This is a genomic window from Actinomadura hibisca NBRC 15177 (assembly GCF_001552635.1).
In the GTDB taxonomy this organism is placed as follows: Bacteria; Actinomycetota; Actinomycetes; order Streptosporangiales; family Streptosporangiaceae; genus Spirillospora; species Spirillospora hibisca.
Map to the genome: position 1 here is coordinate 18131 of NZ_BCRO01000103.1, position 25370 is coordinate 43500.

At 73.8% G+C, this 25370-nt stretch carries 22 protein-coding genes and 1 pseudogene; 16 read left to right on the forward strand and 7 right to left on the reverse strand.

From position 1 onward, the window contains the following. Positions 1-4: 4 nt before the first annotated feature. Complete coding sequence (locus AH6_RS36375; RefSeq protein ID WP_067489507.1) at positions 5-688, reverse strand: TetR family transcriptional regulator; 684 nt, start codon at positions 686-688, stop codon at positions 5-7. Positions 689-813: 125 nt separating this feature from the next. On the opposite strand from AH6_RS36375, the gene AH6_RS36380 reads away from it, so the two are divergent. After that, positions 814-2421 carry an MFS transporter gene (locus AH6_RS36380; protein ID WP_083983821.1) on the forward strand — a complete coding sequence of 536 codons (1608 nt, stop codon included), beginning with the start codon at positions 814-816 and terminating at the stop codon, positions 2419-2421. Between the two features lie 176 nt (positions 2422-2597). Here AH6_RS36380 and AH6_RS36385 read toward each other — a convergent pair whose 3' ends face one another. Continuing rightward, positions 2598-3827: a hypothetical protein gene (locus tag AH6_RS36385; RefSeq protein ID WP_067489510.1), complete on the reverse strand. Its 1230-nt coding sequence runs from the start codon at positions 3825-3827 to the stop codon at positions 2598-2600. 211 nt (positions 3828-4038) lie between these two features. Between AH6_RS36385 and egtA the strand changes: the two genes are divergently transcribed. The 4 genes from egtA to egtD are packed head-to-tail and all read left to right on the forward strand — an operon-like array spanning position 4039 to position 8257. Next, on the forward strand, positions 4039-5229 hold the full coding sequence (egtA, locus tag AH6_RS36390; protein ID WP_067489513.1) for an ergothioneine biosynthesis glutamate--cysteine ligase EgtA: 1191 nt from the start codon (positions 4039-4041) through the stop codon (positions 5227-5229). Next, positions 5226-6548, forward strand: a complete 1323-nt coding sequence (gene egtB, locus AH6_RS36395; RefSeq protein WP_067489515.1) for an ergothioneine biosynthesis protein EgtB — start codon at positions 5226-5228, stop codon at positions 6546-6548. Before egtA ends, egtB begins: the two co-directional genes overlap by 4 nt. Then, complete coding sequence (egtC, locus tag AH6_RS36400) at positions 6548-7282, forward strand: ergothioneine biosynthesis protein EgtC (protein WP_067489518.1); 735 nt, start codon at positions 6548-6550, stop codon at positions 7280-7282. The genes egtB and egtC overlap by 1 nt, the downstream gene beginning before the upstream one ends. 24 nt (positions 7283-7306) lie before the next feature. Beyond that, positions 7307-8257: an L-histidine N(alpha)-methyltransferase gene (egtD, locus tag AH6_RS36405; RefSeq protein WP_067489521.1), complete on the forward strand. Its 951-nt coding sequence runs from the start codon at positions 7307-7309 to the stop codon at positions 8255-8257. On the opposite strand, the gene AH6_RS36410 is transcribed toward egtD, so the two are convergent. Continuing rightward, complete coding sequence (locus AH6_RS36410) at positions 8254-9006, reverse strand: SGNH/GDSL hydrolase family protein (RefSeq protein WP_067489525.1); 753 nt, start codon at positions 9004-9006, stop codon at positions 8254-8256. The genes egtD and AH6_RS36410 overlap by 4 nt on opposite strands. A gap of 201 nt (positions 9007-9207) precedes the next feature. On the opposite strand from AH6_RS36410, the gene AH6_RS36415 reads away from it, so the two are divergent. Together AH6_RS36415 and AH6_RS36420 are read left to right on the forward strand one after the other, a co-directional pair. Continuing rightward, positions 9208-10320: an acyltransferase family protein gene (locus tag AH6_RS36415; protein WP_067489528.1), complete on the forward strand. Its 1113-nt coding sequence runs from the start codon at positions 9208-9210 to the stop codon at positions 10318-10320. A 26-nt stretch (positions 10321-10346) separates the two neighbouring features. Beyond that, positions 10347-10817, forward strand: a complete 471-nt coding sequence (locus tag AH6_RS36420; protein WP_067489531.1) for an SEL1-like repeat protein — start codon at positions 10347-10349, stop codon at positions 10815-10817. 6 nt (positions 10818-10823) lie between these two features. Here AH6_RS36420 and AH6_RS36425 read toward each other — a convergent pair whose 3' ends face one another. Both AH6_RS36425 and AH6_RS36430 read right to left on the reverse strand, forming a co-directional pair. Next, on the reverse strand, positions 10824-11354 hold the full coding sequence (locus AH6_RS36425) for a cysteine dioxygenase (protein WP_067489534.1): 531 nt from the start codon (positions 11352-11354) through the stop codon (positions 10824-10826). Continuing rightward, on the reverse strand, positions 11344-12249 hold the full coding sequence (locus tag AH6_RS36430) for an amidohydrolase family protein (protein WP_067489572.1): 906 nt from the start codon (positions 12247-12249) through the stop codon (positions 11344-11346). Before AH6_RS36430 ends, AH6_RS36425 begins: the two co-directional genes overlap by 11 nt. A 122-nt stretch (positions 12250-12371) precedes the next feature. On the opposite strand from AH6_RS36430, the gene AH6_RS36435 reads away from it, so the two are divergent. Next, the gene (locus AH6_RS36435; RefSeq protein ID WP_245679626.1) at positions 12372-13382 is read left to right on the forward strand and encodes a LacI family DNA-binding transcriptional regulator; all 1011 of its coding nucleotides are present in this window, start codon (positions 12372-12374) and stop codon (positions 13380-13382) included. 53 nt (positions 13383-13435) lie between these two features. Here the strand turns inward: AH6_RS36435 and AH6_RS36440 are convergent, their stop codons facing one another. After that, positions 13436-14899 carry an aromatic amino acid ammonia-lyase gene (locus AH6_RS36440; RefSeq protein WP_067489537.1) on the reverse strand — a complete coding sequence of 488 codons (1464 nt, stop codon included), beginning with the start codon at positions 14897-14899 and terminating at the stop codon, positions 13436-13438. Positions 14900-15080: 181 nt separating this feature from the next. On the opposite strand from AH6_RS36440, the pseudogene AH6_RS36445 reads away from it, so the two are divergent. The 4 genes and pseudogenes from AH6_RS36445 to AH6_RS36460 form a co-directional block, all read left to right on the forward strand. Beyond that, positions 15081-15896 (forward strand): annotated as a pseudogene (locus tag AH6_RS36445) (ABC transporter ATP-binding protein); the annotation flags it as partial. A 2-nt stretch (positions 15897-15898) separates the two neighbouring features. Next, complete coding sequence (locus AH6_RS36450) at positions 15899-16630, forward strand: ABC transporter permease (protein ID WP_067489543.1); 732 nt, start codon at positions 15899-15901, stop codon at positions 16628-16630. Continuing rightward, positions 16627-17322 carry an ABC transporter permease gene (locus AH6_RS36455; protein WP_067489546.1) on the forward strand — a complete coding sequence of 232 codons (696 nt, stop codon included), beginning with the start codon at positions 16627-16629 and terminating at the stop codon, positions 17320-17322. Before AH6_RS36450 ends, AH6_RS36455 begins: the two co-directional genes overlap by 4 nt. A 39-nt stretch (positions 17323-17361) precedes the next feature. Next, positions 17362-18285, forward strand: a complete 924-nt coding sequence (locus tag AH6_RS36460) for an ABC transporter substrate-binding protein (RefSeq protein ID WP_174555155.1) — start codon at positions 17362-17364, stop codon at positions 18283-18285. Positions 18286-18343: 58 nt separating this feature from the next. Here AH6_RS36460 and AH6_RS36465 read toward each other — a convergent pair whose 3' ends face one another. Continuing rightward, positions 18344-19102 carry an IclR family transcriptional regulator gene (locus tag AH6_RS36465; protein WP_067489548.1) on the reverse strand — a complete coding sequence of 253 codons (759 nt, stop codon included), beginning with the start codon at positions 19100-19102 and terminating at the stop codon, positions 18344-18346. A 92-nt stretch (positions 19103-19194) separates the two neighbouring features. On the opposite strand from AH6_RS36465, the gene hutH reads away from it, so the two are divergent. Genes hutH through AH6_RS36485 form a run of 4 tightly spaced genes read left to right on the forward strand, consistent with a single transcriptional unit; the run spans position 19195 to position 25002 of the window. Further along, positions 19195-20739: a histidine ammonia-lyase gene (gene hutH, locus AH6_RS36470; protein WP_067489551.1), complete on the forward strand. Its 1545-nt coding sequence runs from the start codon at positions 19195-19197 to the stop codon at positions 20737-20739. 26 nt (positions 20740-20765) lie between these two features. Next, positions 20766-22418 carry a urocanate hydratase gene (hutU, locus tag AH6_RS36475; RefSeq protein WP_067489554.1) on the forward strand — a complete coding sequence of 551 codons (1653 nt, stop codon included), beginning with the start codon at positions 20766-20768 and terminating at the stop codon, positions 22416-22418. 7 nt (positions 22419-22425) lie between these two features. Next, entirely contained in the window at positions 22426-23625 is a 1200-nt protein-coding gene (locus tag AH6_RS36480; RefSeq protein ID WP_067489557.1) for an allantoate amidohydrolase, read from the forward strand. A 9-nt stretch (positions 23626-23634) separates the two neighbouring features. Beyond that, positions 23635-25002: a formimidoylglutamate deiminase gene (locus AH6_RS36485; RefSeq protein ID WP_067489560.1), complete on the forward strand. Its 1368-nt coding sequence runs from the start codon at positions 23635-23637 to the stop codon at positions 25000-25002. Positions 25003-25370: the final 368 nt, after the last annotated feature.

The window sequence follows — 25370 nt, forward strand, 5'->3', positions numbered from 1 at the left end:
GGCGTCAGCCGGACTCGGGGGACGCCGGGCCCGCCGGGAAGTTGACGCCCTCCTCCAGCAGCGCGAACGCCGCGTCCACCGCCTCGGCCATCGAGGTGAAGCCCATGCTCCCGCAGCGCATCGCGTCGGCGGCGGCGCGGAACACGCAGACCACCGTGGCCGCCGCGACGTGCGGGCGCAGGTCGGTCTCGGGGTCGACGCCCATCCGCGCGGCCACCGCCAGCGTCGTCAGATGCTGCTTCTTCTGCGCGTGCTCCAGGCTGCCCGCCAGCAGCGTCGGGCTGTCGGCGGTCAGCGTCATCATGCAGCGGAAACGGTCGGGGTCGAAGCCGAGGTCGCCGCGCTCGGCGGCGCGCGCGATCGCCACCACGGTGCGGCGCAGCGCCGTCATCACCGGCTCACCGGCCGGGCGCTCGGCCAGCGCCGCGAGGACGGCCTCCTGCTGCTCCTCCTGGAAGGTCAGCGCCACGTCCTCCTTGGAGGCGAAGTAGCGGAAGAACGTGCGCGCCGACACGTCCACCGCGTCGGCGATCTCCTCGACGGTGGTGGCGTCGAAGCCCTTCTCGGCGAACAGCCGGAACGCGGCGTCGATCAGGGCTTCGCGGGTGCGCTGCTTCTTGCGTTCGCGCCGGCCCGGGGGCGGGGTTCCGGGGCCCGTCGAGCGGGCCTCGGGGGCGGTCGCGGTCATGTGCGCAGTGTAACGGCCGGTTCCGGGCACGCCAAGTCCGATGTCATCGCGTGAAGTTCGTCTCTTGACGACAAATGTCATGCCATGACATTTTGAGGTCTCCCCTTCCCCTCTGGAGGACGCACATGTCGCAGTCCCCGAACGCCGGAGTCCTGCCGCCGCCGGGCCGCCCCGTGGCCAAGGCCCCCGCACGCGCCCGGCCCGGCCAGGGGCATCCCTGGCTGACCCTGGTGGCCGTCGCGCTCGGCGTGATGATGGTCGGCCTGGACGCCACCGTGGTCTCCATCGCCAACCCCGCCATCGCCCGCGACCTGCACGCCGACCTCGCCGGGTTGCAGTGGGTCACCAACGCCTACCTGCTGGCCCTGGCGGTCACGCTGATCCCGGCCGGCAAGATCGCCGACCGGTTCGGCCGCCGCCGCACCTTCCTGGCCGGGGTGGCGGGCTTCGCCGTCGCCTCGGTGATGATCGGCCTGTCCGGCGGCCTCGGCGCGGTGGTGTTCTGGCGCGTCGTGCAGGGCTTCGCGGGCGCCCTGCTGCAACCGGCGGGCCTCGCCATCCTGCGCGCCACCTTCCCCGCCGAACGGCTCAACGCCGCGATCGGCATCTGGGGCGCCACCGTCGGCGTCTCCATCGCGGGCGGCCCGATCGTCGGCGGCCTGCTGGTGGAGAACGTCAACTGGGAGTCGGTGTTCTTCCTCAACGCCCCGCTCGGCGTGGTCGCGCTGCTGGCCGGGTTGTGGGTGATCCGCGAGTCGCGCGGCGAGCAGGCGCGCGGCTCGTTCGACCTGCCGGGCGTCGCGCTGCTGTCGGCGGCGCTGTTCGCGCTGGTGTGGGGCCTGATCAAGGCCGGGGAGGACAGCTTCACGGCGGCGGTGCCGCTGGTGTCGTTCGCCGCCGCGGCCGTGCTGGGCGCGGCGTTCGTGGCCAACGAGGCGCGCGCCGCGCACCCGCTGCTGCCGCTCGGGCTGTTCCGGTCGGTGTCGTTGTCGGCCGCGACCGGGCTGATCGTGCTGGGCTTCTTCGGCATGTTCGGCACGATCTTCTTCATCACCCTGTACCTCCAGCAGGTGCACGGCATGAGCCCGGTGGACGCCGGGGTGCGGATGCTCCCGATGACGGCGGTGTTCATCGTGGCCTCGCCGGTCGCGGGGGCGCTCACCCAGCGGTTCGGGCCCCGGGTGCCGCTGGTGCTCGGCATGGTCGCCACCGCCGCCGCGCTGTTCGGCCTGGCGCGGATCGGCGTGGACGCGCCCTACTCCCACATGTGGCCGTGGTTCGTGCTGATCGGGCTGGCGTTCGGGCTGGTGCTGGTCGCCGGGACCGAGGCCATCGTCGGCAACGCCCCGGCGCACCTGGCGGGCGTGGCGGGCGGCCTCCAGCAGACCGCCGCGCAGGTCGGCGGCGTGCTCGGGACGTCGGTGCTCGGCACGCTGCTGGCGGGCCGCGTCGGCGACGTGCTGCCGCAGCGCCTCGCGGAGGCGGGCGTCCCGGAAGCCGCCGCAGGTCAGCTGGCGGGGCAGGCGGGCCTGGTCTCGCAGGGCGTCGCGCCGGTCCCGCCGGGCACCACCGGCCGGGCCGCCGAAGCGATCACGAGCGGCAGCCACCTGGCGTTCATGGACGGGTTCCAGACGTCGCTGACCGTCGCGGGAGCCGTCGCGGTGATCGCGATCGCCGCAGCGCTGCTGGTCCGGCGCGGCCAGAGCCCGGTAGAGCCGGGCGCTGGTCTCTAGCCCCTGCGCCTAAGGTCTGTCTCAAAGACCTCAGGTGTCGCGCGAGTGACTAGCTGTCCTGGTGGGGCGATGCCGGAGGCGAGTCCCGCCGGGACAGATCGCGAAGCGATGTGGCACTCGCCAAGGCACGGTCAGGGGGCGAGCCGCCAGGCGAGCCCGCTGGGCCGGGACTTTGACTAGCTCTGCGGGGTGGGGTCGGGGTTGTTGGTGGGGGACGGCGCGGGCTCGTCGACGGGCGGCTCGGTCGGCTCCTCCGGCGTCGTCGGGGGCGGGGGAGTGGTGGGCTCCTCGGTCTCCGGCGGCGTCGTGGGGGCGGGCTCGGTCGGCTCCTCGGTCTCCGGCGGCTTGGCCGGGGACGTCGGGGGCCTGCTCGGCTCGTCGTCCTTGGGCGGCTTGGCGGGCCTGCCGCGCTCGCCGCCGTCGTCGGACGGCGCGGGCGGCGGCTTGAGGCCCGGGTCGGCCGGGGACGCCGGGGGCGCCGTGCCCTCCGGGGCCTCGTCGCTGGTCGGCACGCCGTCGTGGCCGGGCGTCGTGCTCTTCGCCGGGCCGCCGTCGCGCGTGGGCGTCGTGGCGGGCTTGCTGGTGGAGTCGGCGGCGGGTTCGCTCAGCGGGACGCTGCTCCGGCCGCCGTCGGAGGTCGGGGTGGCGGCGCTGACGCCGACGCCCTTGGCCGTCGGCCACGACACCAGCACGCTCACCGCGGCGGCGATCGAGGCGGCGAGTCCGGCGACCGCGCCGATGCCCTTGCCGATCCCGCGCCGGGGACGGCGGCGGGCCTCCGGCCCGGTGCCGATGACCACCAGCGGGTTGGGGGCCGACACCACCGACAGCGGGCCGGTGGCCCCGGCGGCGAGCGGGGCGTCGCACGCGGCGAGCACGCGCTCGCGCAGCCAGTCGGGCGCGGTGGCGGGCGCGCGGTCGGCCAGCAGGCGGGGCAGCCGGCCCTTCTCGAAGGCGGTGATGAGGTCGGTGTCGCCCGCGCCGCGCATCAGCGTCTCCAGCACCGAGCGCTCCAGCCGGGCGCGGGCGGCGTTGAGGATCTGCCGGGCGGTGTCGGGCGCGATGCCGAGCACCCGCGCGATGTCGGGCACCTCCAGCCACTCGCCCGCCTCCAGCAGCAGCGCCTCGCGGTGGTCGGCGCGCAGCGACCCGGCCGCGCGCAGCAGCGGGTCGGCGGTGCCGAACGGCGGCACGGCGGGCACGGCGAACGCGCCGCGCTCGCCGCACGCCGAGCGGGCCAGCGCGTACAGCCACAACACGTTGTCGCCGCGCGGGGGATGGCGCACCGCGGCGACGAAGGTGTCGGCGACCGCCGAGGCCGCCGCGGCGTCGCCCAGCAACGACCAGCAGTAGGCGTGCAGGCGGGCGGCGTGCGCGTCGAAGAGGGAACCCGGGTCCCCGCGCATGTGACCTCCGTGCGTCTGGGTCCCGACCGCTCGGACAAAACGGTGGGAAAGGGGACTCTAGTGCACCCGGGGACCGTTGAGAAGCCGGGGGTGGCGGGCGGGTGACCGCCGGTGTTCACCGACTCTTCAGGGAACTGCGAAGAATGTCGGATTACTGAACTGTTTCAGTGGGGAAGGTCCGTTCCCGTTGCCGAAAAAGAGAGGGCTTCGGGTGACCAGACTGACCGTCGACGACGTCTACCAGTACATCCACGGCGTCTGCTTCAAGAACGGCCCGCCCGGCGTCGTCGGCGCGGAGACCGAGTGGTTCGTGACCTCCCCCGCCGACCCCGCCGCCCCCGTCCCCGCCGCGCGCGTGCGCGACCTGATGACCGCCGCCGACCCGCCCCCCAACGGTTCCCGCCTCACCTACGAGCCGGGCGGCCAACTGGAGCTCAGCTCCGCCCCCTTCCCGGGCCTCGCGCCCCTGCACGCCGCCCTCACCGCCGACATCGCGCACGTCCGCGACGCCCTCGCGCCCGCCGGGCTCGACCTGGCCGGATACGGCGTGGACCCGTTCCGGCCGCCCCGCTTCCAGGCCGAGCACCCCCGCTACCTGGCCATGCGCGACTACTACCGGGCGGGCGGCTACACCGATTCCGGCACCGACATGATGTGCTCGACCGCCTCGGTGCAGGTGTGCGTGGACATCGGCGCGGACGCCGCCGACGCGGCGCGCCGCTGGCGGCTGGCGCACGCGCTCGGCCCCGTGCTGGTCGCCGCGTTCGCCAACTCGCCGGTGCGGGCGGGCTCGCGCACCGGGCTGCGCTCCACCCGCCAGGCCATCTGGACCGACCTCGACCCCTGCCGCACCCTGCCGGTGCACCGCTCGCCCGGCGCGAACCCCGCCGACGAGTGGGCCCGGTACGCGCTGGACGCCCGGATGATGGTGATCCGCACCCCCGGCGGGGACTGGCGGGCCGATCCGGGGCTGACCTTCGGCGAGTGGCTGGCCAAGGGCGAGCCGGGGCATGACGACCTGGTGTACCACCTGTCCACGCTGTTCCCGCCGGTGCGGCCGCGCGGCTGGCTGGAGCTGCGCATGATCGACGCGCTGCCCGGCCCGTACTGGCCCGTCCCCGTCGCGGTCGCCGCCGCGCTGCTGGACGACCCGCGCGCCGCCTCCGCCGCCGAGGCCGCCACCGAGCCGGTCGCGGGCCGCTGGACGGCCGCCGCCCGCGACGGCCTGACCGACCCGGCGCTGGCGGTCGCGGCCCGGGGCTGCTTCGCCGCCGCGCTGGAGGCGCTGCCCCGGCTCGGCGCGGCGGAGCTGGTGCCGCTGGTGGCGGAGTACGCCGACCGCTACGTCGACCGGGGCCGCTGCCCGGCCGACGACGTCCTGCTGGAAGGAAGGACCGCATGACCGCGCCCTACGCGCTGGACGACCATGCGCTGAAGGAACTCATCGCCGGGGAACTGGGCGCGGTCCGCGACCGCAGCCTCGGCCTCACCACCGGCGTGCTGGACGAGGACGGGCTGACCGCGCAGGTCTCCCCGCTGATGTCCCCGCTGGTGTGGGACCTGGCGCACGTCGGCAACTACGAGGAACTGTGGCTGCTGCGCGCCGCCGCCGGGACCGAGCCGTTGCGGCCCGAGATCGACGGCCTGTACGACGCGTTCGAGCACCCCCGCGCCGAACGCCCCACGCTGCCGCTCCTGCCGCCGGACGAGGCCCGCGCCTACCTCGAAACGGTGCGCGCCAGGGTGCTCGACACCCTGGGCAAGGCCCGCTTCGACGGCGACGACCCGCTCACCTCGGGCGGGTTCGTCTACGGGATGGTCGTGCAGCACGAGCACATGCATGACGAGACCATGCTCGCCACCCACCAGCTCCGCCGGGGCGCGCCCGCGCTGCTCGACCCGGTGCTCCCCGCGTCCCCGGTGGAACCGTCCGCCGCGCGCGAGGTGCTGGTGGTGGCCGGGCCGTTCGTGATGGGCACCTCCGACGACCCGTGGGCCTACGACAACGAGCGGCCGGGCCACATGGTGGACCTGCCCGCCTACTACATCGACGCCGAACCGGTCAGCAACGCCGACTACCTCGCGTTCATGGAGGCGGGCGGCTACGACGAGCCGCGCTGGTGGACCACCAAGGGATGGGAGTGGCGCAACGGCAGCGGCAAGCGCGCGCCCGCGTTCTGGACGCGCGAGGGCGGTCAGTGGCTGCGGCGGCGGTTCGGGCGCGTCGAGCCGGTTCCGCCTGCCGAGGCCGTCCAGCACGTGTGCTGGTACGAGGCCGACGCGTACGCGCGATGGGCGGGCAAGCGGCTGCCCACCGAGGCCGAGTGGGAGAAGGCCGCCGCCTGGGACCCCGACGCGAACCGTGCGCGCCGCTACCCGTGGGGCGACCACTACGAACCGGGCCGCGCCAACCTGGGCCAGCGCGCGTTGCGGCCGTCCGAGGAAGGCGCGTACGCGTCGGGCGCGTCCGCCTACGGCGTGCGGCGGATGGTGGGCGACGTGTGGGAGTGGACCTCCTCCGACTTCCACGGCTACGAGGGTTTCCGGTCCTTCCCCTACAAGGAGTACTCGGAGGCGTTCTTCGGCCCCGACTACAAGGTGCTGCGCGGCGGATCGTGGGCGACCCACCCGCTGGCCGTGCGCAACACCTTCCGGAACTGGGACTACCCGATCCGGCGGCAGATCTTCACCGGCTTCCGCTGCGCGCGGGACGTGCGCTGATGTGCCGTCACGTGGGCTACCTCGGCCCGGGGATCTCGCTGCACTCCCTCGTCTACGACGGCGACCACTCGCTGGAGCACCAGTCGTACGCGCCGCGCATGACGCAGGGGAACCTGCTCAACGCCGACGGTTTCGGCGTGGGCTGGTACCGCGACGGCGCGGCGATGCGGTTCCGTCGCGCCCAGCCCATCTGGACCGACCAGTCGTTCCGCGAGATCGCGCGCGCCGTGGACAGCACGTGCGCGGTCGCCGCGATCCGCTCGGCCACCACCCAGTTCCCGGTGGACGAGTCGTGCGCGCAACCGTTCCGCGCCGGGACGCGGCTGTTCAGCCACAACGGCAAGGTCGAGGGCTTCGCGGGCGTCGAGGCCAAGCTGCGCGAGCTGGCCGGGGACCTGTCCGAGGTGCCCGACGCCCGCGCGCCCGTGGACTCGGCGCTGCTGTTCGCGCTCGCCGCCCGGCACTGGCACCGGGCCGGCGACCTGGCCGAGGGCCTCGCCGTCACCGTCCGCACCGTCGCCGGGCTCGCCCCCGGCCGCTACAACCTGCTGGCCGCCGACGGCACCACCCTGGCGGCCACCACCTGGGGCGACTCGCTGTTCACCCGCACCACGGCGGACGAGGTGCGCATCGCCTCCGAACCCCTGGACGACGATCCCGGCTGGCGGCCCGTCCCGGACCGCTCGCTGGTCACCGCCGACCCGGCGTCCGGCGTCCGGATCACCCCGCTCTGACCACCGACGAAAGCAGGACATCACGTGGACCGGTTCCTGACCGCCGACGACCTCGCCAAGACCCTCCGGCGGGACGTCCGCGACGGGCTGACCGCCGACCCCAAGACGTTGCCGCCCAAGTGGTTCTACGACGAGCGCGGCAGCGTGCTCTTCGAGGAGATCACCGCGCTGGAGGAGTACTACCCGACCCGCCGCGAGCGCGAGATCCTCACCGCCCGCGCCGCCGAGATCGCCGCCCTGACCGGCGCGCGCACCCTGCTGGAGCTGGGCGCGGGCTCGGGCGAGAAGACGCGCCTGCTGCTGGACGCGCTGGGCGGCACGCTGCGCTCCTACGTCCCGGTGGACGTCAGCGGCGACTTCCTGTCCGGCGCGGCCGCCGCCATCGCCGCCGACCACCCCGGCATCACCGTGCGCCCGGTCGTCGCCGACTACGAGCAGCACCTGCACCTGCTGCCCACCGGGGACCGGCGGCTGGTCGCCTTCCTCGGCGGCACGATCGGCAACATGGCGCCCGCCGAGCGCGCCGGGTTCCTCGGCGGGCTGCGCGCCACGATGGGCGAGGGCGACGCGCTGCTGCTGGGCGCCGACCTCGTCAAGGACCCCGCCCGCCTGGTGCGCGCCTACGACGACGCCGCCGGGGTGACCGCCGAGTTCAACCGCAACGTGCTGCACGTCGTCAACCGGGAGCTGGCCGCCGACTTCGACCCCGGCGCGTTCGAGCACGTGGCCGCGTGGAACGCCGCCGAGGAGTGGATCGAGATGCGGCTGCGCTCCACGCGCGACCAGACGGTGCGGATCGGCGGCCTCGACCTGGCGGTGGAGTTCGCGGCGGGTGAGGAGACGCGCACCGAGATCTCCGCCAAGTTCCGCCGCGAGCGCCTGGAACGCGAGATGGCCGCCGCCGGGCTCGCGCTCGCCGAGATGTGGACCGACGCGGCGGGCGACTTCTCGCTCTGCCTGGCCCGGCCCGCCTAGCGGTTGCGGACGGGGTGTGCCAAGCCGAGTCTCCGCAGGTCCTCGGCCAGCCGGGCGGCCAGGTAGCGGTGGCCCTCCACGGTCGGGTGCACCCCGTCGGACCGGATGAACCCGGTCGCGTTGCCGGTGCCGGTCGCCCGGTTGCCGGTGATCCACTGCTCACCGATCGGGTCGACGAACGGGACGCCCAGCTCCCCGGCCACCCCGCGCAGCGCGTCCCGCACGGCGACGGCGTTGGGCGGCGGGGCCTCGTTGCCCCAGATCGGCCCGATCAGCGCCAGCCGGGTCTTCGGCCAGCGCTGCCGCGCGCGGGCCAGCAGCTCGCGCGCGGCGGCGCCGACCCGCGGCGCGGGATGCACCCAGTCGTTGTGCCCGCCGGACACGATCAGCAGGTCCGGCGGGGGCCGCCAGCCGAGCTGGCTCTCGAACATCACCCCGAACGGCTGCCGGCCCCCGTTCGCCACGAACCCGGTGCCGCCCCGGCCCCCGACGATCACCTGCCAGCCCAGCAGCCGCGCGACCGCCGCGGAGTAGGCGTTCTCCGGCTGGGTGCCGCGCTCGCCCACGGTGTAGCTGTCGCCCAGGAACATCACGACCGGCGGCTCGACGGCGGCGGACGCCGGGCGCACCGAGGCGGCCGACGCCGGGCGCCGCACCGGCCCGTCCACCGCCGAGCAGCCGCCCGTCGGCAGGACGCCCAGGCACAGCGCGAGAACCGCCGCGCCGCGGCGTGCGCGGCGATAGCTCATGAATGACCACCAATTCGGGGGGAACGTCCGGCCGATTTTACTGATCGTTCTCCGTCGCGGGCACCGTTCGCCACAGCCACGCGGAGTTCACCGGAGACTCGCCCGGCGGCCCCCCGAGCGCCATCCCGCGCCACCAGGGTTCCGCGGGTGACGAAACGCCCTCACCCAGCCGTTTTCGCCCCTCCCACCGCGCTCCCTCCGGTGACCGGGCGGCGCGAGCGGCTCGGCGAGCTGGACCTGCTCCGCTTCGTCGCGGCGCTCGTGGTGGTGGCGTACCACTTCACCGGGTTCGGCGGCGCGGGGGCGTGGCCGGAGCCGTCCCGCGAGGTGTTCCCCGCGCTCGGCGCGATCACCCGGTACGGCTACCTCGGCGTGGACCTGTTCTTCCTGATCAGCGGCTTCGTCATCCTCAAGAGCCTGTGGGGGCGCGGGCCCGGGGAGTTCGGGGTCTCCCGCGTGGTGCGGCTGATGCCCGCCTACTGGGCGAGCGTGCTACTGGGCGCGGCGGTGTTCGGGCTGACCGGCCGGGGTTCCGGCGCGCCCGGCCTGGTCGTGCCGAACCTGACCATGCTCCAGGGCGGCCTCGGCGTGCGGAACGTGGACGCCGTCTACTGGACCCTCTGGATCGAGCTGCACTTCTACGTGCTGGCCGCCGGGCTCGCCGCCGTCGGAGTGACCTACCGCGCCTGCCTGGTGTTCATGGCGGCCTGGCTGCTCGGCGGGGTGTTCGCCGACGAGGCCGGGCACAAACTGCTCCAGGTCATGCTGGTGCCGACATGGAGTCCCTACTTCGTCGCGGGCATGGCGCTGTACCTGATCCACCGGCACGGCCCGACGCTGCTGCTGTGGGGGTACGTCGGCGCGTGCTGGCTGCTGGCGCTGCACTGGGCCGCCTACCGGGCCGAGCACGTGTTCCGGGGCGGCGGCGAGCGGGTGGTCGCCGCCGCCGTGACCGTCATCTTCGCGGTGATGATCGGCGTGGCGACCGGACGCCTGCGCCGCCTGCGCAGCCCCGGCCTCGCCACTCCGCTCGCCACCTTGGGCGCGCTCACCTACCCCCTCTACCTGACGCACTCGCAGGTCGCGCTACCGCTGCTGGACCACGCCTACCCGGCCTTGAACCGCTGGACGGCGCTGGCCCTGGCCACCGCGACCGCGCTGCTGGTCGCGTACGCGGTGCACCGCCTGGTGGAGAAACCGGCCCAACGCTGGCTGCAAGCCCGCCTGCGGGAATCGCTGATCCCGATGCGCCCACCCGCCCCACCGGTGGTGCCGCCGCCCCGTCCCGCCGAAAGCGAGCTACTCCCGCGCTGACATCCGGCAGGGCATGATGTGCTGCCATGGTGGCCGGATGGCGCAAGGGCAAGCGGGCGGAACGCGAACTGCGCGCCCGCGCCGAGGCGGGCGACCTGGACGCCGCGATCACCCTCGGCAGCCGTGAGCTGCTGGAACGCGGCGACGCTCGCGCCGCCGAAGCCTGGTACCGCCTGGCCGCAGAGGTCGGCAACATCGGCGGCATCACCGGCCTGACGGCCGCGTTGCAGGAGCAGGGCGACCACGACGGGGCCATGGAATGGGCGCGGCGCGGTGCCGACACCGGCATGTCCGTCGGCCTGTTCAACCTCGGCGTGATGCTGGAGCTGCGCGGCGACATGGCCGGGGCTGAGCTGTGGTGGCGACGCGCGGCCGACAACGGCCTAGCGGAAGCCGCCCTCCGGCTGGCCGCCCTGGAACGCGGCCGTGGCAACGAAGAGGCCGCCCGGGACTGGGAGTCCCGAGCGGCCCTGCTCGGTGCGGTGCACAAGCGCTAGACGGCGTCAGGCGGGCGAGTCCAGCGGGCGCAGCTCGTCGGCGTAGCTGACCGACACGCGGCGCATCACGCCGTCGTCGGCGATCGAGTACTGGCCCAGCCGCCACAGCGGCGGCGAGTAGGCGTGGATCGACACGCTGGCGTCGGCCGCCCCGACCAGGCGGTGGATGTGCTCGGGACCGAAGGCGAACGAGGTGCCCTCGCCGACGCGGGTCTGCACGTGGTCGCCGCCGATGCGCGGGTTGCACTCCTCCAGCTCGCCCGACACCACGCGGACCGCGCCGGACGACACGTCGTGGTCGTGCCAGCCGGTGTCGTTCTCCGGCGTCCAGCACAGCAGCCACACGTCCACGTACTCGTCGCGGTAGAGCGAGGCGTAGTGCCGCTCGTCGGCGGAGAAGGCGACGTGCTGCCGCCACAGGCCGGGGTCGGCGGCCAGCGCGTTCACCAGGTCGCGCAGTTCGCGCTTGTCCAGCGGCCGGGCCGGCAGGTCTTCCAGACAGGCGGCGGCACCAGGGGTGATGACGTCAGCGGGCATTGTCTCGCTCCTCTCCGTGCAGTAGACGGTGCGGGTTGGCCACGCGGAACGCGTGGGTCGCGGCCTCGCCCAGGGCGAGGTCGCGGGGCTCGGCGTACGGGCGGTCGGTGCCGTGCACGACCACGTCCACGCCCAGGGCGCGGACGGTCGCGTCGGCGGCGCGGGGCCCGTAGGAGGACGTCTCGACGAACGCGGCGGGGTCGACCTCGCCGCGCCCGCCGCCGCGCGCGGCCAGGCGCTCGCCGTGCAGCGGCGCGAGGCCCGCGAGCATCGCGAAGCAGACGCGCAGGCGCGGGTGGCGGGGGCGGCCGAAGGCGCGGAAGGCGAACCAGGAGGCCTGCATCTGCTGGACGTACGGCACCAGCGCCGCCCACCAGGCCGGGACGTCACCGGCGGCGGGCGCGGGTCCGGGATGGACGAACAGCGGCAGGCTGCGCTCTTCGAGCAGGTCGAGCAGCGGGGCGCAGCGCTCGAACCCGGCGGGGTCGGCTAGGGCGGTCGCGGGGAGCTGGAGGCCGACGAAACCCGCGTCCAGCGCCTTGGCGGTCGCCGCCGCGTCGATCTCGCCGAGGTTCGCCGCCGCCCACGCGCCGAACGGCTCGGGCAGCGTGGCCGCGCCCTCGTGGTAGGCGTCCAGCAGTGGCCGCGCCTCGCCGGGCGGCAGCCACTCGATCCCCAGCGGCGTGGACAGCGACACCAGCGCGAGGTCCAGGCCGTCGGCGCGGGCGAGATCGGCGCGGCGGGCGGTGTCGTGGGCGGCGGGATCGACCTCGTACGGGGGCTCGCCGTCCAGGTGGAGGGTCCAGCCGTCGAGGTACGGGGGAGTGCGGCGGGCGCGCAGGGCGGCCAGCAGCGGCGCGCCCCAGAGGTGCTGGTGCACGTCGGCGACGGTCACGGCGTGCACCCTCCCGACATGTACTGAACCGCATCAGTTAACCGCTTCAGTGAAGCGGTTCAGTAGGCGGCGCGTCAAGCCGCCGCCGTGGATTTGTCGGTCCCACCCCGTAGGGTGGCCGCGTGGCGGCGGACAGGCGCAAGCGCGCGACCATCCGGGAGGTGGCGCAGGCGACCGGGCTGTCCCCGGCCGCCGTCTCCTACGCGCTGCGCGGCATCCAGACCTCCGAGGAGACCCAGGAGCGGGTGCGCGCGGCCGCCGCCGAGCTGGGCTACGAGGCCCACCCGATCGCCCGCGCGCTGGCCAGCGGCCGCACCGGCATGGTCGGGCTGCTGTGCGGCTCGCTGGAGGACTACTGGCAGCAGTCGCTGGCGGTCGGCATCGGCCGCGCCCTGCTGGCCCGCGACCGCTACGCGCTGCTGGTCGACGCCGGCGGCGACCCCGACCGCGAGCTGGCGCTCGCCCGGCGGCTGCGCGACCAGCGGGTCGACGGCCTGATCGTGCAGCCGCTCGACCCGGCCGCCGCGTTGTGGTCCGAGCTCGCCGAGGCCCTGCCGGTGGTGTCGATCGGCGACGCGCTGCACGGCGACCGCGCCCAGGGCGAGGTCGTGTTCGACAACCGGCGCGGCGTCACCCTCGCGCTGGAGCACCTGGCCGCGCTCGGGCACCGGCGCGTGGCGGTGTTCACCCCGACCCGCGCCAGCACCCCCGACCGGCCCGCCGACGTGCACGTCAACGCCGAGGCCGAGCGCCTCGGCCTGCGCGCCGAGGCGGTGGTCGCGCCGCAGTCGCTCGCCGAGGCGACGGCCGTGGCCACCGAGGTGTTGTCGGCGGCGGGGCGGCCCTCGGCGGTGTTCTGCTTCTCCGACGTCATCGCCTACGGCGTCTACGCCGCCACGCGCGCGCTCGGCCTCGACGTGCCGGGCGACGTGGCGGTCTGCGGCTACGACAACCACCCGATGTCGGCGCTGCTCACCCCGCCGCTCACCACCGTCGACTGGGACATCGACGGCATCGTGCGCTCGGCGGTGCGGCTGGTGGTCGACGTCATCGACGGCGAGCCGCGCGAGCGCCGCGTCGTCCGCGAGCCGACGCTGCTGGTCCGCGCCTCCACCGGGGGCGTCCTGCCGTGAGACCGGAGGGGCCGGAGAGGCCGGAGGAGCTGGAGAGGCCGGAAGGTTCGGGGTCACGGGAGCAGCCGCGCCAGCCGGGGCAGGGCGTCGGCGGCGGCCGCGATGTCGCCGTCCAGCGGCCGGTCCTCCACGCCCGGGTCGAGCACCGCGTCGGTGGTGTCGTAGGCGGCCCGCAGCGCCCCGCCGCCGGGTGCCCGGCCCTGCATCCGCAACGCCCGCACCGCCGCCAGCAGCTCGCAGCCCAGCCCGATCCGGTAGGCGGCGAGCGCGTCGGTGGTGGCCCGCGCCGCCTGCGTGGAGAACCCGGCGTGCTCCTCCACCCCGCGCGACAACACCGCGTTGCCGAGCCCGGCGGGCGTCGCCAGCCGCCGCACGTCGGCCAGCGCCGAGTGCGCCACGTACTCCAGGATCATGATCCCCGACGACGCCTCGGTCGCCGCCAGGAACGGGTACAGCCCGGTGAAGCCCGGCTCGGCGAGCGTGCCGAGCCGCGCCGCCGACAGCGCCATCGTCTGGAACAGCGCCGCCCGCGCCGCGTCCAGCGCGAGCCCGACGTAGGCGGTGTGGAAGTTGCCGTTGTGCCAGACCGCGCCGCCCGCCACGTCGATCAGCGGGTTCTCCGAGGCCGCGTTCACCTCCCGCGTCACGACCTCCTCGGCGTACCGCGCCGCCTCCAGCGCCGGGCCGTGCACCTGCGGGAACGCGCGGTAGCCGTAGGGGTCCTGGATGCGCACCGGCTCGGCGCGGTCGAAGGCCAGCAACGTCCGCACCGTCGCGGCCGTCTCCCGCTGCCCCGGATGCGGGCACGCGTCGTGCACCGCGGGCGCGTACGGCTCCTCCGAACCGCGCACCGCGAACAACGACAGCGCCGCCACCACCGTCGAGGCGGCCAGCAACATGCGCAGGTCGGCGATCGCCAGCGCCGCCTCGCCGAGCGTGGCGGCGTTGGAGCTGATGAACGCCAGCGCGTCGGCCGACCGCAGCCGGAAGCCCGGCCCGCGCGCCAGCCCCAGGTCCGGGCCGCCCAGCCAGGACCGCTCGCCCAGCAGGCACAGGGCGGTGGAGGCGAGCGCGGTCAGGTCGCCGGTGCCGATCGCCCCGTACACCGGCACCGGCGGCACCAGGCCCAGGTTCAGCACGTCGGCGAGCGCGGCCAGCACGCCCGGATCGACGCCCGAGCCGCCCGCCGCGATCTGGTTGGCGCGCACGGTCAGCATCGCCCGCGCGATCTCGGGCGCGGCCAGCGGCCCGGCCCCGGCCGCGTGGCTGCGCAGCAGGCGCAGGCCGTGCGCGTCGGCGTCGGCCCACTCCACGTCCACCACGCGGTTGGCGCCCACCCCCGTCGTGCGGCCGTACACCGGCCGCTCGGCGGCGATGGCGCGGGCGGTCTCCCAGGCGGCGCGGGCTCGGACGACGCCCTTGGGGGCTATGGCGATCGTCACGTCCGCACGCGCCGCACGGGCGATCGACGCGCAGTCCAGCGCGCCGTCCCCGATAACGATTCGGCTGTTGTCCACGGGCTTACGCTACTTTCTCCTTAATTCAGGTAGTTAAGCTTAAGAAGAAGTCGCTTGACCTGCCGGGGGCCGCGCACGAAGGTGTCCCCTGGCTACTGTTGGGTAGAGCCGAACCGATCATCACCTGTCAGTGCACGGAACGACGGCGTTGCGGCAACGCCCTGATGAGGACGTGACCCGTTTGATCACCTTCGAGGGCGTGAGCAAGCGCTATCCCGACGGCACCGTGGCCGTCGACCACCTGGACCTGGAGATCCCCGCCGGCCGCATCACCGTGCTGGTGGGCCCGTCCGGCTGCGGCAAGACCACCACGCTGCGCATGATCAACCGCATGGTGGACGCCACCGACGGCACCATCACGGTGGACGGCCGGAACGTGCGCGACGTCGACCCGCCGACGTTGCGGCGCGGCATCGGCTACGTCATCCAGCAGGCGGGCCTGTTCCCGCACCGCACGATCGTGGACAACATCGCCACCGTGCCGCTCCTGCTCGGCCGCAACAAGAAGGAGGCCCGGACGCACGCGCTGGAGCTGATGGAGCGCGTCGGCCTCGACGCCGCCCTCGCCAAGCGCTACCCGGTGCAGCTGTCGGGCGGCCAGCAGCAGCGCGTCGGCGTCGCCCGCGCGCTGGCGGCCGATCCGCCGATCCTGCTGATGGACGAGCCGTTCAGCGCCGTCGACCCGGTCGTGCGCACCGGCCTCCAGGACGAGTTCCTGCGCCTCCAGGACGAGGTCGAGAAGACCATCGTGTTCGTCACCCACGACATCGACGAGGCCGTCAAGCTCGGCCACCGCATCGCGGTGTTCCAGGTCGGCGGGAAGCTGGCGCAGTACGCCAGCCCGGACGAGCTGCTGGCGGCGCCCGCCAACGCGTTCGTGCGCGACTTCCTCGGCGGCGACAAGGGCATCCGGCGGCTGCGCTTCACGCAGGAGCTGGAGGCCGAGGACGACGCGTCCGGCCAGACCGCCGACACGGTCGCCGACAAGGCGGCCGACCGGTGAGCCCGCTCGCCGCCGGGGACGACGGGGAGCCGCTGATCCGCTGGGAGTGGATCAGCAACAACCTCACCGACGACATCGCCGAGGCGCTGCGCGAGCACCTCATCCTGTCGTTCACGCCCGTCCTGCTGGGCTTCCTCGTCTCGCTGCCGCTGGGCCTCGCCTGCGCCCGCTGGAAGCGCCTCTACCAGCCGACGCTGGCGATCACGAGCATCCTGTACGCGCTGCCCGCCATCGCGCTGTTCGTCATCCTGATCGCCTTCACCGGGCTGACCTACACCACCGTCGTCGTCCCGCTCACCCTCTACACGTTGTCGGTGCTGGTGCCCGGCGTCGTGGACGGCCTGGCCGCGGTGCCCGACCACGTGCGGCAGGCCGCGACCGCGATGGGCTTCGGCCCGCTGCGCCGCCTGCTCCAGGTCGAGCTGCCGATCGCGCTGCCGGTCGTCATGGCCGGGCTGCGGGTGGCGACCGTCTCCAACATCAGCCTGGTCAGCGTCGGCGCGATCATGGGGCTGGGCGGGCTCGGCCAGCTGTTCACCACCGGCCTGCAACGCGACTTCCCGACGCCGATCGTCGTCGGCGTCGTCCTGGTGATCCTGCTGGCCCTGCTGTCGGACCTGATCCTGCTGGGGATCCAGCGCGCGTTCACCCCGTGGGAGCGCGCCGGGGGCACGCGCCGCCGCAAGACCGCCGACCAGGCCGCGCTGCCCGGCGGAGGTGCCGCGTGAACGCCATTTTCGACGCGCTCTCCTGGTTCGGCGAGTCCGGCCAGTGGAGCGGCCCCGACGGCATCCCCAGCCGCCTGGCCGAGCACCTGTGGTACTCGCTGCTGGCCTTCCTGATCACCGTGGCGATCGCGCTGCCGCTCGGGCTGCTGCTCGGGCACGTGCGGCACGGCCGCCTCGCGGGCGTGGTCGGCTTCGTCGTGATGGCCTCCGCCAACGCGGCCCGCGCCCTGCCCACCCTCGGCCTGCTCATCCTCGCGGTGGTGCTGACCTCGGCGGGCGACCTGGTCCCGATCCTGATCCCGCTGGTGATCCTGGCGGTCCCGCCCGTGCTGGTGAACACCTACGCGGGCGTCCAGCAGGTCGAGCCCGGCCTGCGCGACGCGGCCGAGGGCATGGGCATGACCGGTGTGCAGGTCGCGCTGCGGCTGGAGGCCCCGGTGGCGCTCCCGCTGATCCTGCTCGGCCTGCGCACCGCCGCGATCCAGATCATCTCGACGGCGACGCTGGCGGCCTACGTGGGCCTCGGCGGGTTCGGCCGCTACATCATGGACGGCTACGCCCGGCAGGAGTACGACCAGATGGCGGGCGGGGCGATCCTCGTCGCCGTGCTGGCCGTCCTCGTCCAGCTGCTGTTCGCGCTGCTGCGCCGCTTCGTCGTCTCGCCCGGGGTCCGGCTCCAGACCGGCTCCTGAGGCGCACCTCCCTACCGTGAACACCAGGAAGGAACTCATATGTCCCGGATGATGCGAGGCGCGGGCCTCGTACTGGCCGCCGCCCTGGCGTTGACGGCGTGCGGCGGCGGCGACGACGGCGGCGACCCGCTGAAGGGCGGCGACAAGGGCGCCTCCGGCGGCGGCGCGACGCTCGCCATCGGCTCGGCCGACTTCGCCGAGAGCGAGGTCATCGCCGAGATCTACGCGCAGGCCCTGGAGGCCAAGGGCGTCAAGGTCGAGCGCAAGTTCAAGATCGGCGCGCGCGAGGTCTACTACAAGCAGGCCGAGAGCGGCGCGATCCAGGTGTTCCCCGAGTACAACGGGGCGCTGCTGTCGCTGCTGGACAAGGAGAACAAGGCCGCGACCACCGACGAGGTGAACGCCGCCCTCAAGGCCAAGCTGCCCGCGTCCCTGGAGGTGCTCGACGCCTCCAAGGCCGAGGACAAGGACGCCCTGGTCGTCACCCAGGACACCGCGACCAAGAACGGCCTCAAGACCCTGGAGGACCTGAAGAAGGTCGCCGGGACGTTCGTGGTCGGCGGCCCGCCGGAGTTCAAGACCCGCCAGCAGGGCATCGTCGGCCTGGAGAAGGTCTACGGCCTGAAGTTCAAGCAGTTCAAGTCGCTGGACACCGGCCCCATCACCCTGTCGAACCTGACCAAGGGCCAGATCCAGGCGGGCAACCTCTTCACCACCAACCCGGCCATCGCCAAGAACAAGCTGGTCGCGCTGGAGGACCCGAAGAACGTCTTCGGCGCCCAGAACGTGCTGCCGCTGGTCAACAAGGCGAAGGTGGACGCCAACGCCCGCGCCGTGCTGAACGCGGTGTCGGCCAAGCTCACCACCCAGGACCTGATCGACATGAACGGGAAGATGGACATCGACAAGTCCGACCCCGAGGACGTCGCCAAGGACTGGCTGAAGAAGGCCGGCCTGGTCTGACCGCCGGAACCTGAGAAAGGCCGCGCCCGCACGGGCGCGGCCTTTTCCATGCCCGGCGTCAGGGCACCCGCCCGCCCAGCCGCGCCGTCAGGTCGGCGGCCGTGGCCCGCACGCTCTCGGCCAGCGCGGGCCAGCCCTCCTCCGGGCGGCTCTCCCGCCGGAAGGTGACGGTGATCGCGGCCGTCGGGTGCCGGGTGTGGTCGAACGAGCAGGCCGCGATGCTGGCCAGCCCCTCGGTGACCAGGCCGTCCTCGGTGGACCAGCCGCGCCGCGCCTCGGCGGCCAGCTCGCGCCGCAACTCGCGCAGCGACGCCGGGCCGTACCCGGTGCGGTCCACGAACGGGCCGGGGAACAGCGCCCGCACCTGCGCGGCGGGCAGGTGCGCCAGCATCGACCGGCCGCTCGCGGTGAGCTGGGCGGGCATCCGCACGCCCACGTCGGTCACCAGCGTCGCGTGCCGCCGGGGCTGCTCCTTCAGCAGGTAGAGGGTCTCGGCGCCGTGCAGGATGCCGAGCTGGGCGATCTCGCCGGTCCGGTCCACCAGGCGGCGCAGCAGCGGCCGGGCCAGCCGCTCCAGCGGCCCGTGCCGCAGGTAGGCCGAGCCGATCTCGAACGCCGCCACGCCCAGCCCCCAGCGGCGCTCCTCGGGCAGGTAGGACACGAACCCGTCCTCCGCCATCGCCGCCAGCAGGTGGTAGGTGCTGGAGCGCGGCAGGTCGAGCGAGCGCGCGATCGCCGAGGCGGGCAGCGGCCCGGCCGACCCCGCCAGCAACCGCAACACCGCCAGCGTGCGCCGCGCGGCGGGGACCTGGCTCATGGCCCCAATGTCTCACATGCGAGACACAACGCCCGCCGGGGCCCTCCACCAGGGCCGATCCGCCCGCTGGAATGGTGGGTATGAGTTTCGGCATGGGGGACAAGAACATCCAGGTCGGCCCGGAACCGCTGACCCTGGACCAGGTCGTGGCGGTGACGCGGCACGGCGCGCGGGTCGAGCTGACCGACGAGGCGATGGCCGCGATGACCGCCGCGCGGGCCCACATCGAGGAGCTGGCCGGCCGCTCCACGCCCGTCTACGGCGTATCGACCGGGTTCGGCGCGCTCGCCACCCGGCACATCGCGCCCGAGCTGCGCGCCAAGCTCCAGCTCAACATCGTCCGCTCGCACGCCGCCGGGTCCGGCCCGGAGGTCGAGCGGGAGGTGGTGCGCGGCCTGATGTTGCTGCGCCTGCACACCCTGGCCACCGGCCGCACCGGCGTCCAGCCCGCCACCGCGCAGGCCCTCGCCGCCCTGCTGAACGCCGGGATCACCCCCATCGTCCACGAGCACGGCAGCCTCGGCTGCTCCGGCGACCTCGCCCCGCTCGCGCACGTCGCGCTGGCGCTGATCGGCGAAGGCCAGGTCCGCGACGCCAAGGGCGAGCTGCGCGAGACCGCCGACGCCCTCGCCGAGGCCGGGATCGCGCCGGTCGCGCTGGCCGAGAAGGAGGGCCTGGCGCTGCTGAACGGCACCGACGGCATGCTCGGCATGCTGGTGCTGGCCATCCGCGACCTGCACGAGCTGTACAAGGCCGCCGACCTCGCCGCCGCCATGTCCGTCGAGGCGCTGCTCGGCACCGACCGCGTGTTCGCCGCCGACCTCCAGGACCTGCGCCCGCACCCCGGCCAGTCCATCTCCGCCGCCAACCTGCGCGCCCTGCTCGCCGACTCGCCGATCATGGAATCGCACCGCGGCCCCGACTGCACCCGCGTCCAGGACGCCTACTCGCTGCGCTGCACCCCGCAGGTCAACGGCGCGGCCCGCGACACCCTCGCGCACGCCGAGCTGGTCGCCTCCCGCGAGCTGGCCTCGGCGGTCGACAACCCCGTCGTGCTGCCCGACGGCCGGGTGGAGTCCAACGGCAACTTCCACGGCGCGCCCGTCGCCTACGTGCTGGACTTCCTCGCCATCCCCACCGCCGACGTCGCCTCCATGTCCGAGCGCCGCACCGACCGGCTGCTGGACCGGGCGCGCTCGGCCGGGCTGCCGCCGTTCCTGGCCGACGACGCGGGCGTGGACTCCGGCCTGATGATCGCCCAGTACACCCAGGCCGCGATCGTGTCCGACCTCAAGCGCCGGGCCGCGCCCGCCTCGGCCGACTCCATCCCGAGCTCGGCGATGCAGGAGGACCACGTGTCCATGGGCTGGAACGCGGCCCGCAAGCTGCGCCGGTCCGTCGAGGGGCTGGCCCAGGTCGTCGCCATCGAGATCATGGCGGCCGCGCGGGCGCTGGACCTGCGCGCCCCGCTGCGGCCCGGCCCCGCCACCGCCGCGGTCGTCGCCGCGCTGCGCGAGCACGTCCCCGGGCCCGGCCCGGACCGCCACCTGGCGCCCGAGATCGCCGCCACCACCGCGCTGGTGCGCGACGGCTCGCTGGTCGCCGCCGCCGAGACGGTCACCGGCCGCCTCTCCTGACCCCGTCTTCCCCGAAGGAGCACCGCATGTCCGGACCACGTCCCGTCCGCGCGCCGCGCGGCACCGACCTCACCGCCAAGGGCTGGGGCCAGGAGGCCGCCCTGCGCATGCTCATGAACAACCTGGACCCCGAGGTCGCTGAGCACCCCGACGAACTGGTCGTCTACGGCGGCACCGGCAAGGCCGCGCGCAACTGGGCGTCCTACGACGCGATCGTGCGCTCGCTGACCGACCTGGAGGGCGACGAGACGCTGCTCGTGCAGTCCGGCAAGCCGGTCGGGATCTTCCGCACCCACGAGTGGGCGCCGCGCGTGCTGATCGCCAACTCCAACCTGGTGCCCCAGTGGGCGAACTGGGAGGAGTTCCGCCGCCTGGAGGCCGAGGGCCTCACGATGTACGGGCAGATGACGGCCGGGTCGTGGATCTACATCGGCACCCAGGGCATCCTCCAGGGCACCTACGAGACCTTCGCCGCCGTGGCCGCCAAGAAGTTCGGCGGCACGCTGGCCGGGACGATCACGCTGACCGCCGGGCTCGGCGGCATGGGCGGCGCGCAGCCGCTGGCCGTCACGATGAACGGCGGCGTCGCGATCTGCGTCGAGTGCGACCCGTCGCGCATCGACCGCCGCGTGGCGCACCGCTACTGCGACGTGCGCGCCGACTCCCTGGACGAGGCGCTGCGCCTGGCGGAGGAGGCCAAGGCCAAGCGCGCGCCGCTGTCCATCGGCCTGCTGGGCAACGCGGCCGACCTCGTGCCCGAGCTGCTGCGCCGGGGCGCGCCCATCGACATCGTCACCGACCAGACCAGCGCGCACGACCCGACGATGTACCTGCCGCGCGGCGTGGCGTTCGAGGACATGGCCGCCGAGCGCGACAAGGACCGCCAGGGCTTCATCACCCGCGCCCGCGAGTCGATGGCCGCGCACGTGGAGGCCATGGTCGGCTTCATGGACGCCGGGGCCGAGGTCTTCGACTACGGCAACTCGATCCGCGGCGAGGCCCAGCTCGCCGGGTACGACCGGGCGTTCGCGTTCCCCGGCTTCGTGCCCGCCTACATCCGGCCGCTGTTCTGCGAAGGCAAGGGCCCGTTCCGCTGGGCGGCGCTGTCGGGCGACCCCAAGGACATCGCCCGCACCGACAAGGCGATCCTCGACCTGTTCCCCGACAACGAGCCGCTGACCCGCTGGATCAGGATGGCGGGGGAGAAGGTGCACTTCCAGGGCCTGCCGTCGCGGATCTGCTGGCTGGGCTACGGCGAGCGCGACAAGGCCGGGGCCGTCTTCAACGACCTGGTGGCGCGCGGCGAGATCAGCGCGCCGCTCGTGCTGGGCCGCGACCACCTGGACTCGGGCTCGGTGGCCTCGCCGTACCGCGAGACCGAGGGCATGGCCGACGGCTCGGACGCGATCGCCGACTGGCCGCTGCTGAACGCGATGCTGAACACGGCGTCGGGCGCGACGTGGGTGTCGATCCACCACGGCGGCGGCGTCGGCATCGGCCGCTCGATCCACGCGGGACAGGTGTGCCTGGTGGACGGGACGGAGCTGTCGGCGCAGAAGCTGGAGCGGGTGCTGACCAACGACCCGGGGACCGGCGTGATGCGGCACGTGGACGCGGGCTACGACCGCGCCGCGGAGGTCGCGGCGGAGCGCGGCGTGCGCGTCCCGATGTCGGAGTAGCGGCCCTATGACCTTCGCGGAGATGTGGGCGGCACTGCTGCCCGTAGGGCGGGACGACGCGACCGGCGGCTACCACCGCTTCGCGTGGACGGCGCCTGAGCTGGAGTGCCGCGCCTGGTTCCTCGACGAGGCGGCTGGGCGCGGCCTAGAGATCGAGCGCGACGCGAACGGGAACCTGTTCGCATGGTGGCTCCCGGCCGACGGCACTCGCACCGGGGCCGTGCTGACCGGGAGCCACCTGGACTCGGTGCCAGGCGGCGGCGCGTTCGACGGCCCCCTAGGAGTGGTGTCGGCATTCGCGGCCTTGGACAAGCTACGGGCCGAGAACTTCACCCCAACCAAGCCGATCGGCGTAGCAGCGTTCGCGGAAGAGGAGGGCGCACGCTTCGGCGTAGCCTGCCTAGGCTCCCGCTTGCTGGCAGGAGCAATCACACCCGAACGAGCCCGCACCCTACGCGACGGCAACGGCCAGACTTTCGCCGAGGTAATCGCCGCCCACAACCTGGACCCGACCCGAATCGGCCCGGACGCCGACCTCCTGAACCGCGTCGCCTGCTACGTAGAACTGCACGTAGAACAGGGCCGAGCCCTTCAGGAACCAGTCGGCGTGGCCAGCGCGATCATCCCGCACGGCCGCTGGCGACTGGACTTCACCGGCGAAGGCAACCACGCGGGAACGACACTGCTGACGGACCGCCGCGACCCGATGCTGCCGTTCGCACACGCCGTCCTGGCAGCCCGCGAGGCCGCCGAGCGGCATGACAGCGTGGCGACGGTGGGCAAGGTGAACGTGGTGCCCGGCGGGGTGAACGCGATCCCGTCGCAGGTGACGGCCTGGCTGGACAGCCGAGGCCCCGACGACGACGCGGTGCGCGCGACCGTAGCCGACGTGCACGAGGCCGCACGGCGCGCAGCCGCCGAGCACCGTGTGGCCGTCGAGCTGGCTGAGGAGTCCTACACCGAGGTAGTGGACTTCAACAAGTCGTTGCGCGACCGCCTGGTGACAACCCTGGGCGGCGTCCCGGTCCTGCCGACCGGCGCGGGCCACGACGCAGGCATTCTGTCGGCGCTGCTGCCCACGGCGATGCTGTTCGTGCGCAACCCGACCGGCGTCTCACACGCCCCCGCCGAGTACGCGGAACCCGCCGACTGCCTGGCCGGTGTTGAGGCGTTGGCGACGGTGCTCAAAGACCTGGCAGGCGGGTAGGGAACCGATATGCGCTGGCATGCCGAGTTCGCCTGGCTCGGAGACGGAGTGGCCACCGATGTGCTCATCGAGGCCGACGGCGAACGCTTCACCACCATCATCCCCGACGTCCCCGCCCCACCGGACGCCCACCGCCTGCCCGGCCTGACGCTGCCGGGCCTGGCGAACGCCCACTCGCACGCCTTCCACCGGGCGCTGCGCTCGCGGGTGCAGGCTGATCACGGCACGTTCTGGACGTGGCGCGAACAGATGTACAAGGTGGCGGATCGCCTGGACCCCGACTCGTACCGGGCGCTGGCCACGGCCGTCTACGCGGAGATGGCGTTGGCGGGGATCAGCTGCGTGGGGGAGTTCCACTACCTGCACCACCGTCCCGGGGGCGCGCCCTACGACGACCCGAACGCGATGGGCGAGGCCCTGATCGCGGCCGCTGCTGACGCGGGCATCCGGATCACGCTGCTGGACACGTGCTATCTGGCGGGTGGCATCGGGACACCGCTGAAGGGCCCGCAGCTGCGCTTCGGGGATGGCACGGCGGGGAACTGGGCGCGCCGCGTGGACAGCATCTACGAGCACACGGGCAAGGCGGGCCGCCTGCACGCGCGCGTAGGGGCGGCGATCCACTCGGTGCGGGCGGTGCCACGCGAGCAGATAGCGGCCGTGGCGTCGTGGGCGAAGGAACGCCAGGCCCCGCTGCACATCCACCTGTCGGAGCAACCGGCGGAGAACGAGGCGTGCGAAGCCGCGTACGGGATGACACCGACCCGGCTGCTGGCGGAGGCGGGGGCGCTGGGAGCGCTGACGGTGGCGGTCCACGCGACGCACCTGACCGAGGAGGACATCGGCCTGCTGGGGGCGACGCTGACGGGCGTGTGCATGTGCCCGACGACGGAACGGGACCTGGCGGACGGCATAGGCCCGGCCCGGGACCTGCGGGATGCGGGCGCGCCGATCTGCTTGGGGTCGGACCAGCACGCGGTGATCGACCTGTTCGAGGAGGCGCGGGCGGTCGAACTGAACGAACGGCTGCGGACGCGGGAGCGGGGCCACTGGACGGCGGGGGGCTTGCTGGCGACCGCGACGTCCAACGGGCACTTCGCGCTGGGGTGGCCGGAGGCGGGACGGCTGGAGCCGGGGGCTTACGCGGATTTGGTGACGGTGGCGATGGATTCGGCGCGGACGGCGGGGGCGGCTCCGGGGTACACGGCGGAGGCGGCGGTGTTCGCGGCGACGAACGCGGATGTGCGGAATGTGGTGGTGTCGGGGCGGGAGGTCGTGAGGGAGGGGCGGCATTTGCTGGTGGGGGATGTGGCGGGGATGTTGCGGGAGGCGATTGGTGCTGTGACGGGTGAGGGGGAGGGGGAGAGGGAGGAGTAGGGGGATGCGCTTGACTGGCGATTTGGGCTTGGTGGTGCGTGTTTAGCTTCGTGCTGCGCGCTTAGGTTCGTGCTGCACGTCTAGCTTCGTGGTGCACGCCAGAGGCACGCTGCATGCTAGAGGCACGCTTTGAGGCAGAAGCACGCTCCGTGCCAAACCCCGCGCTCCGCGCTAAAGGGCACGCTCCGCGCTAGAAGCACGCTCCGCGTCACTACCTCAGCCCGCGCTCCGCGCGTGCCCAACGACGCCAGCCCCGTGCCCCGCACACAACCAACAGCCCCAACCCCGCGCCCCGCGCGTGACCAAGAACCTCAGCCCGCGCCCCGCACCCGATCAACAACCCCAGCCCCGTGCCCGAACGATCACAG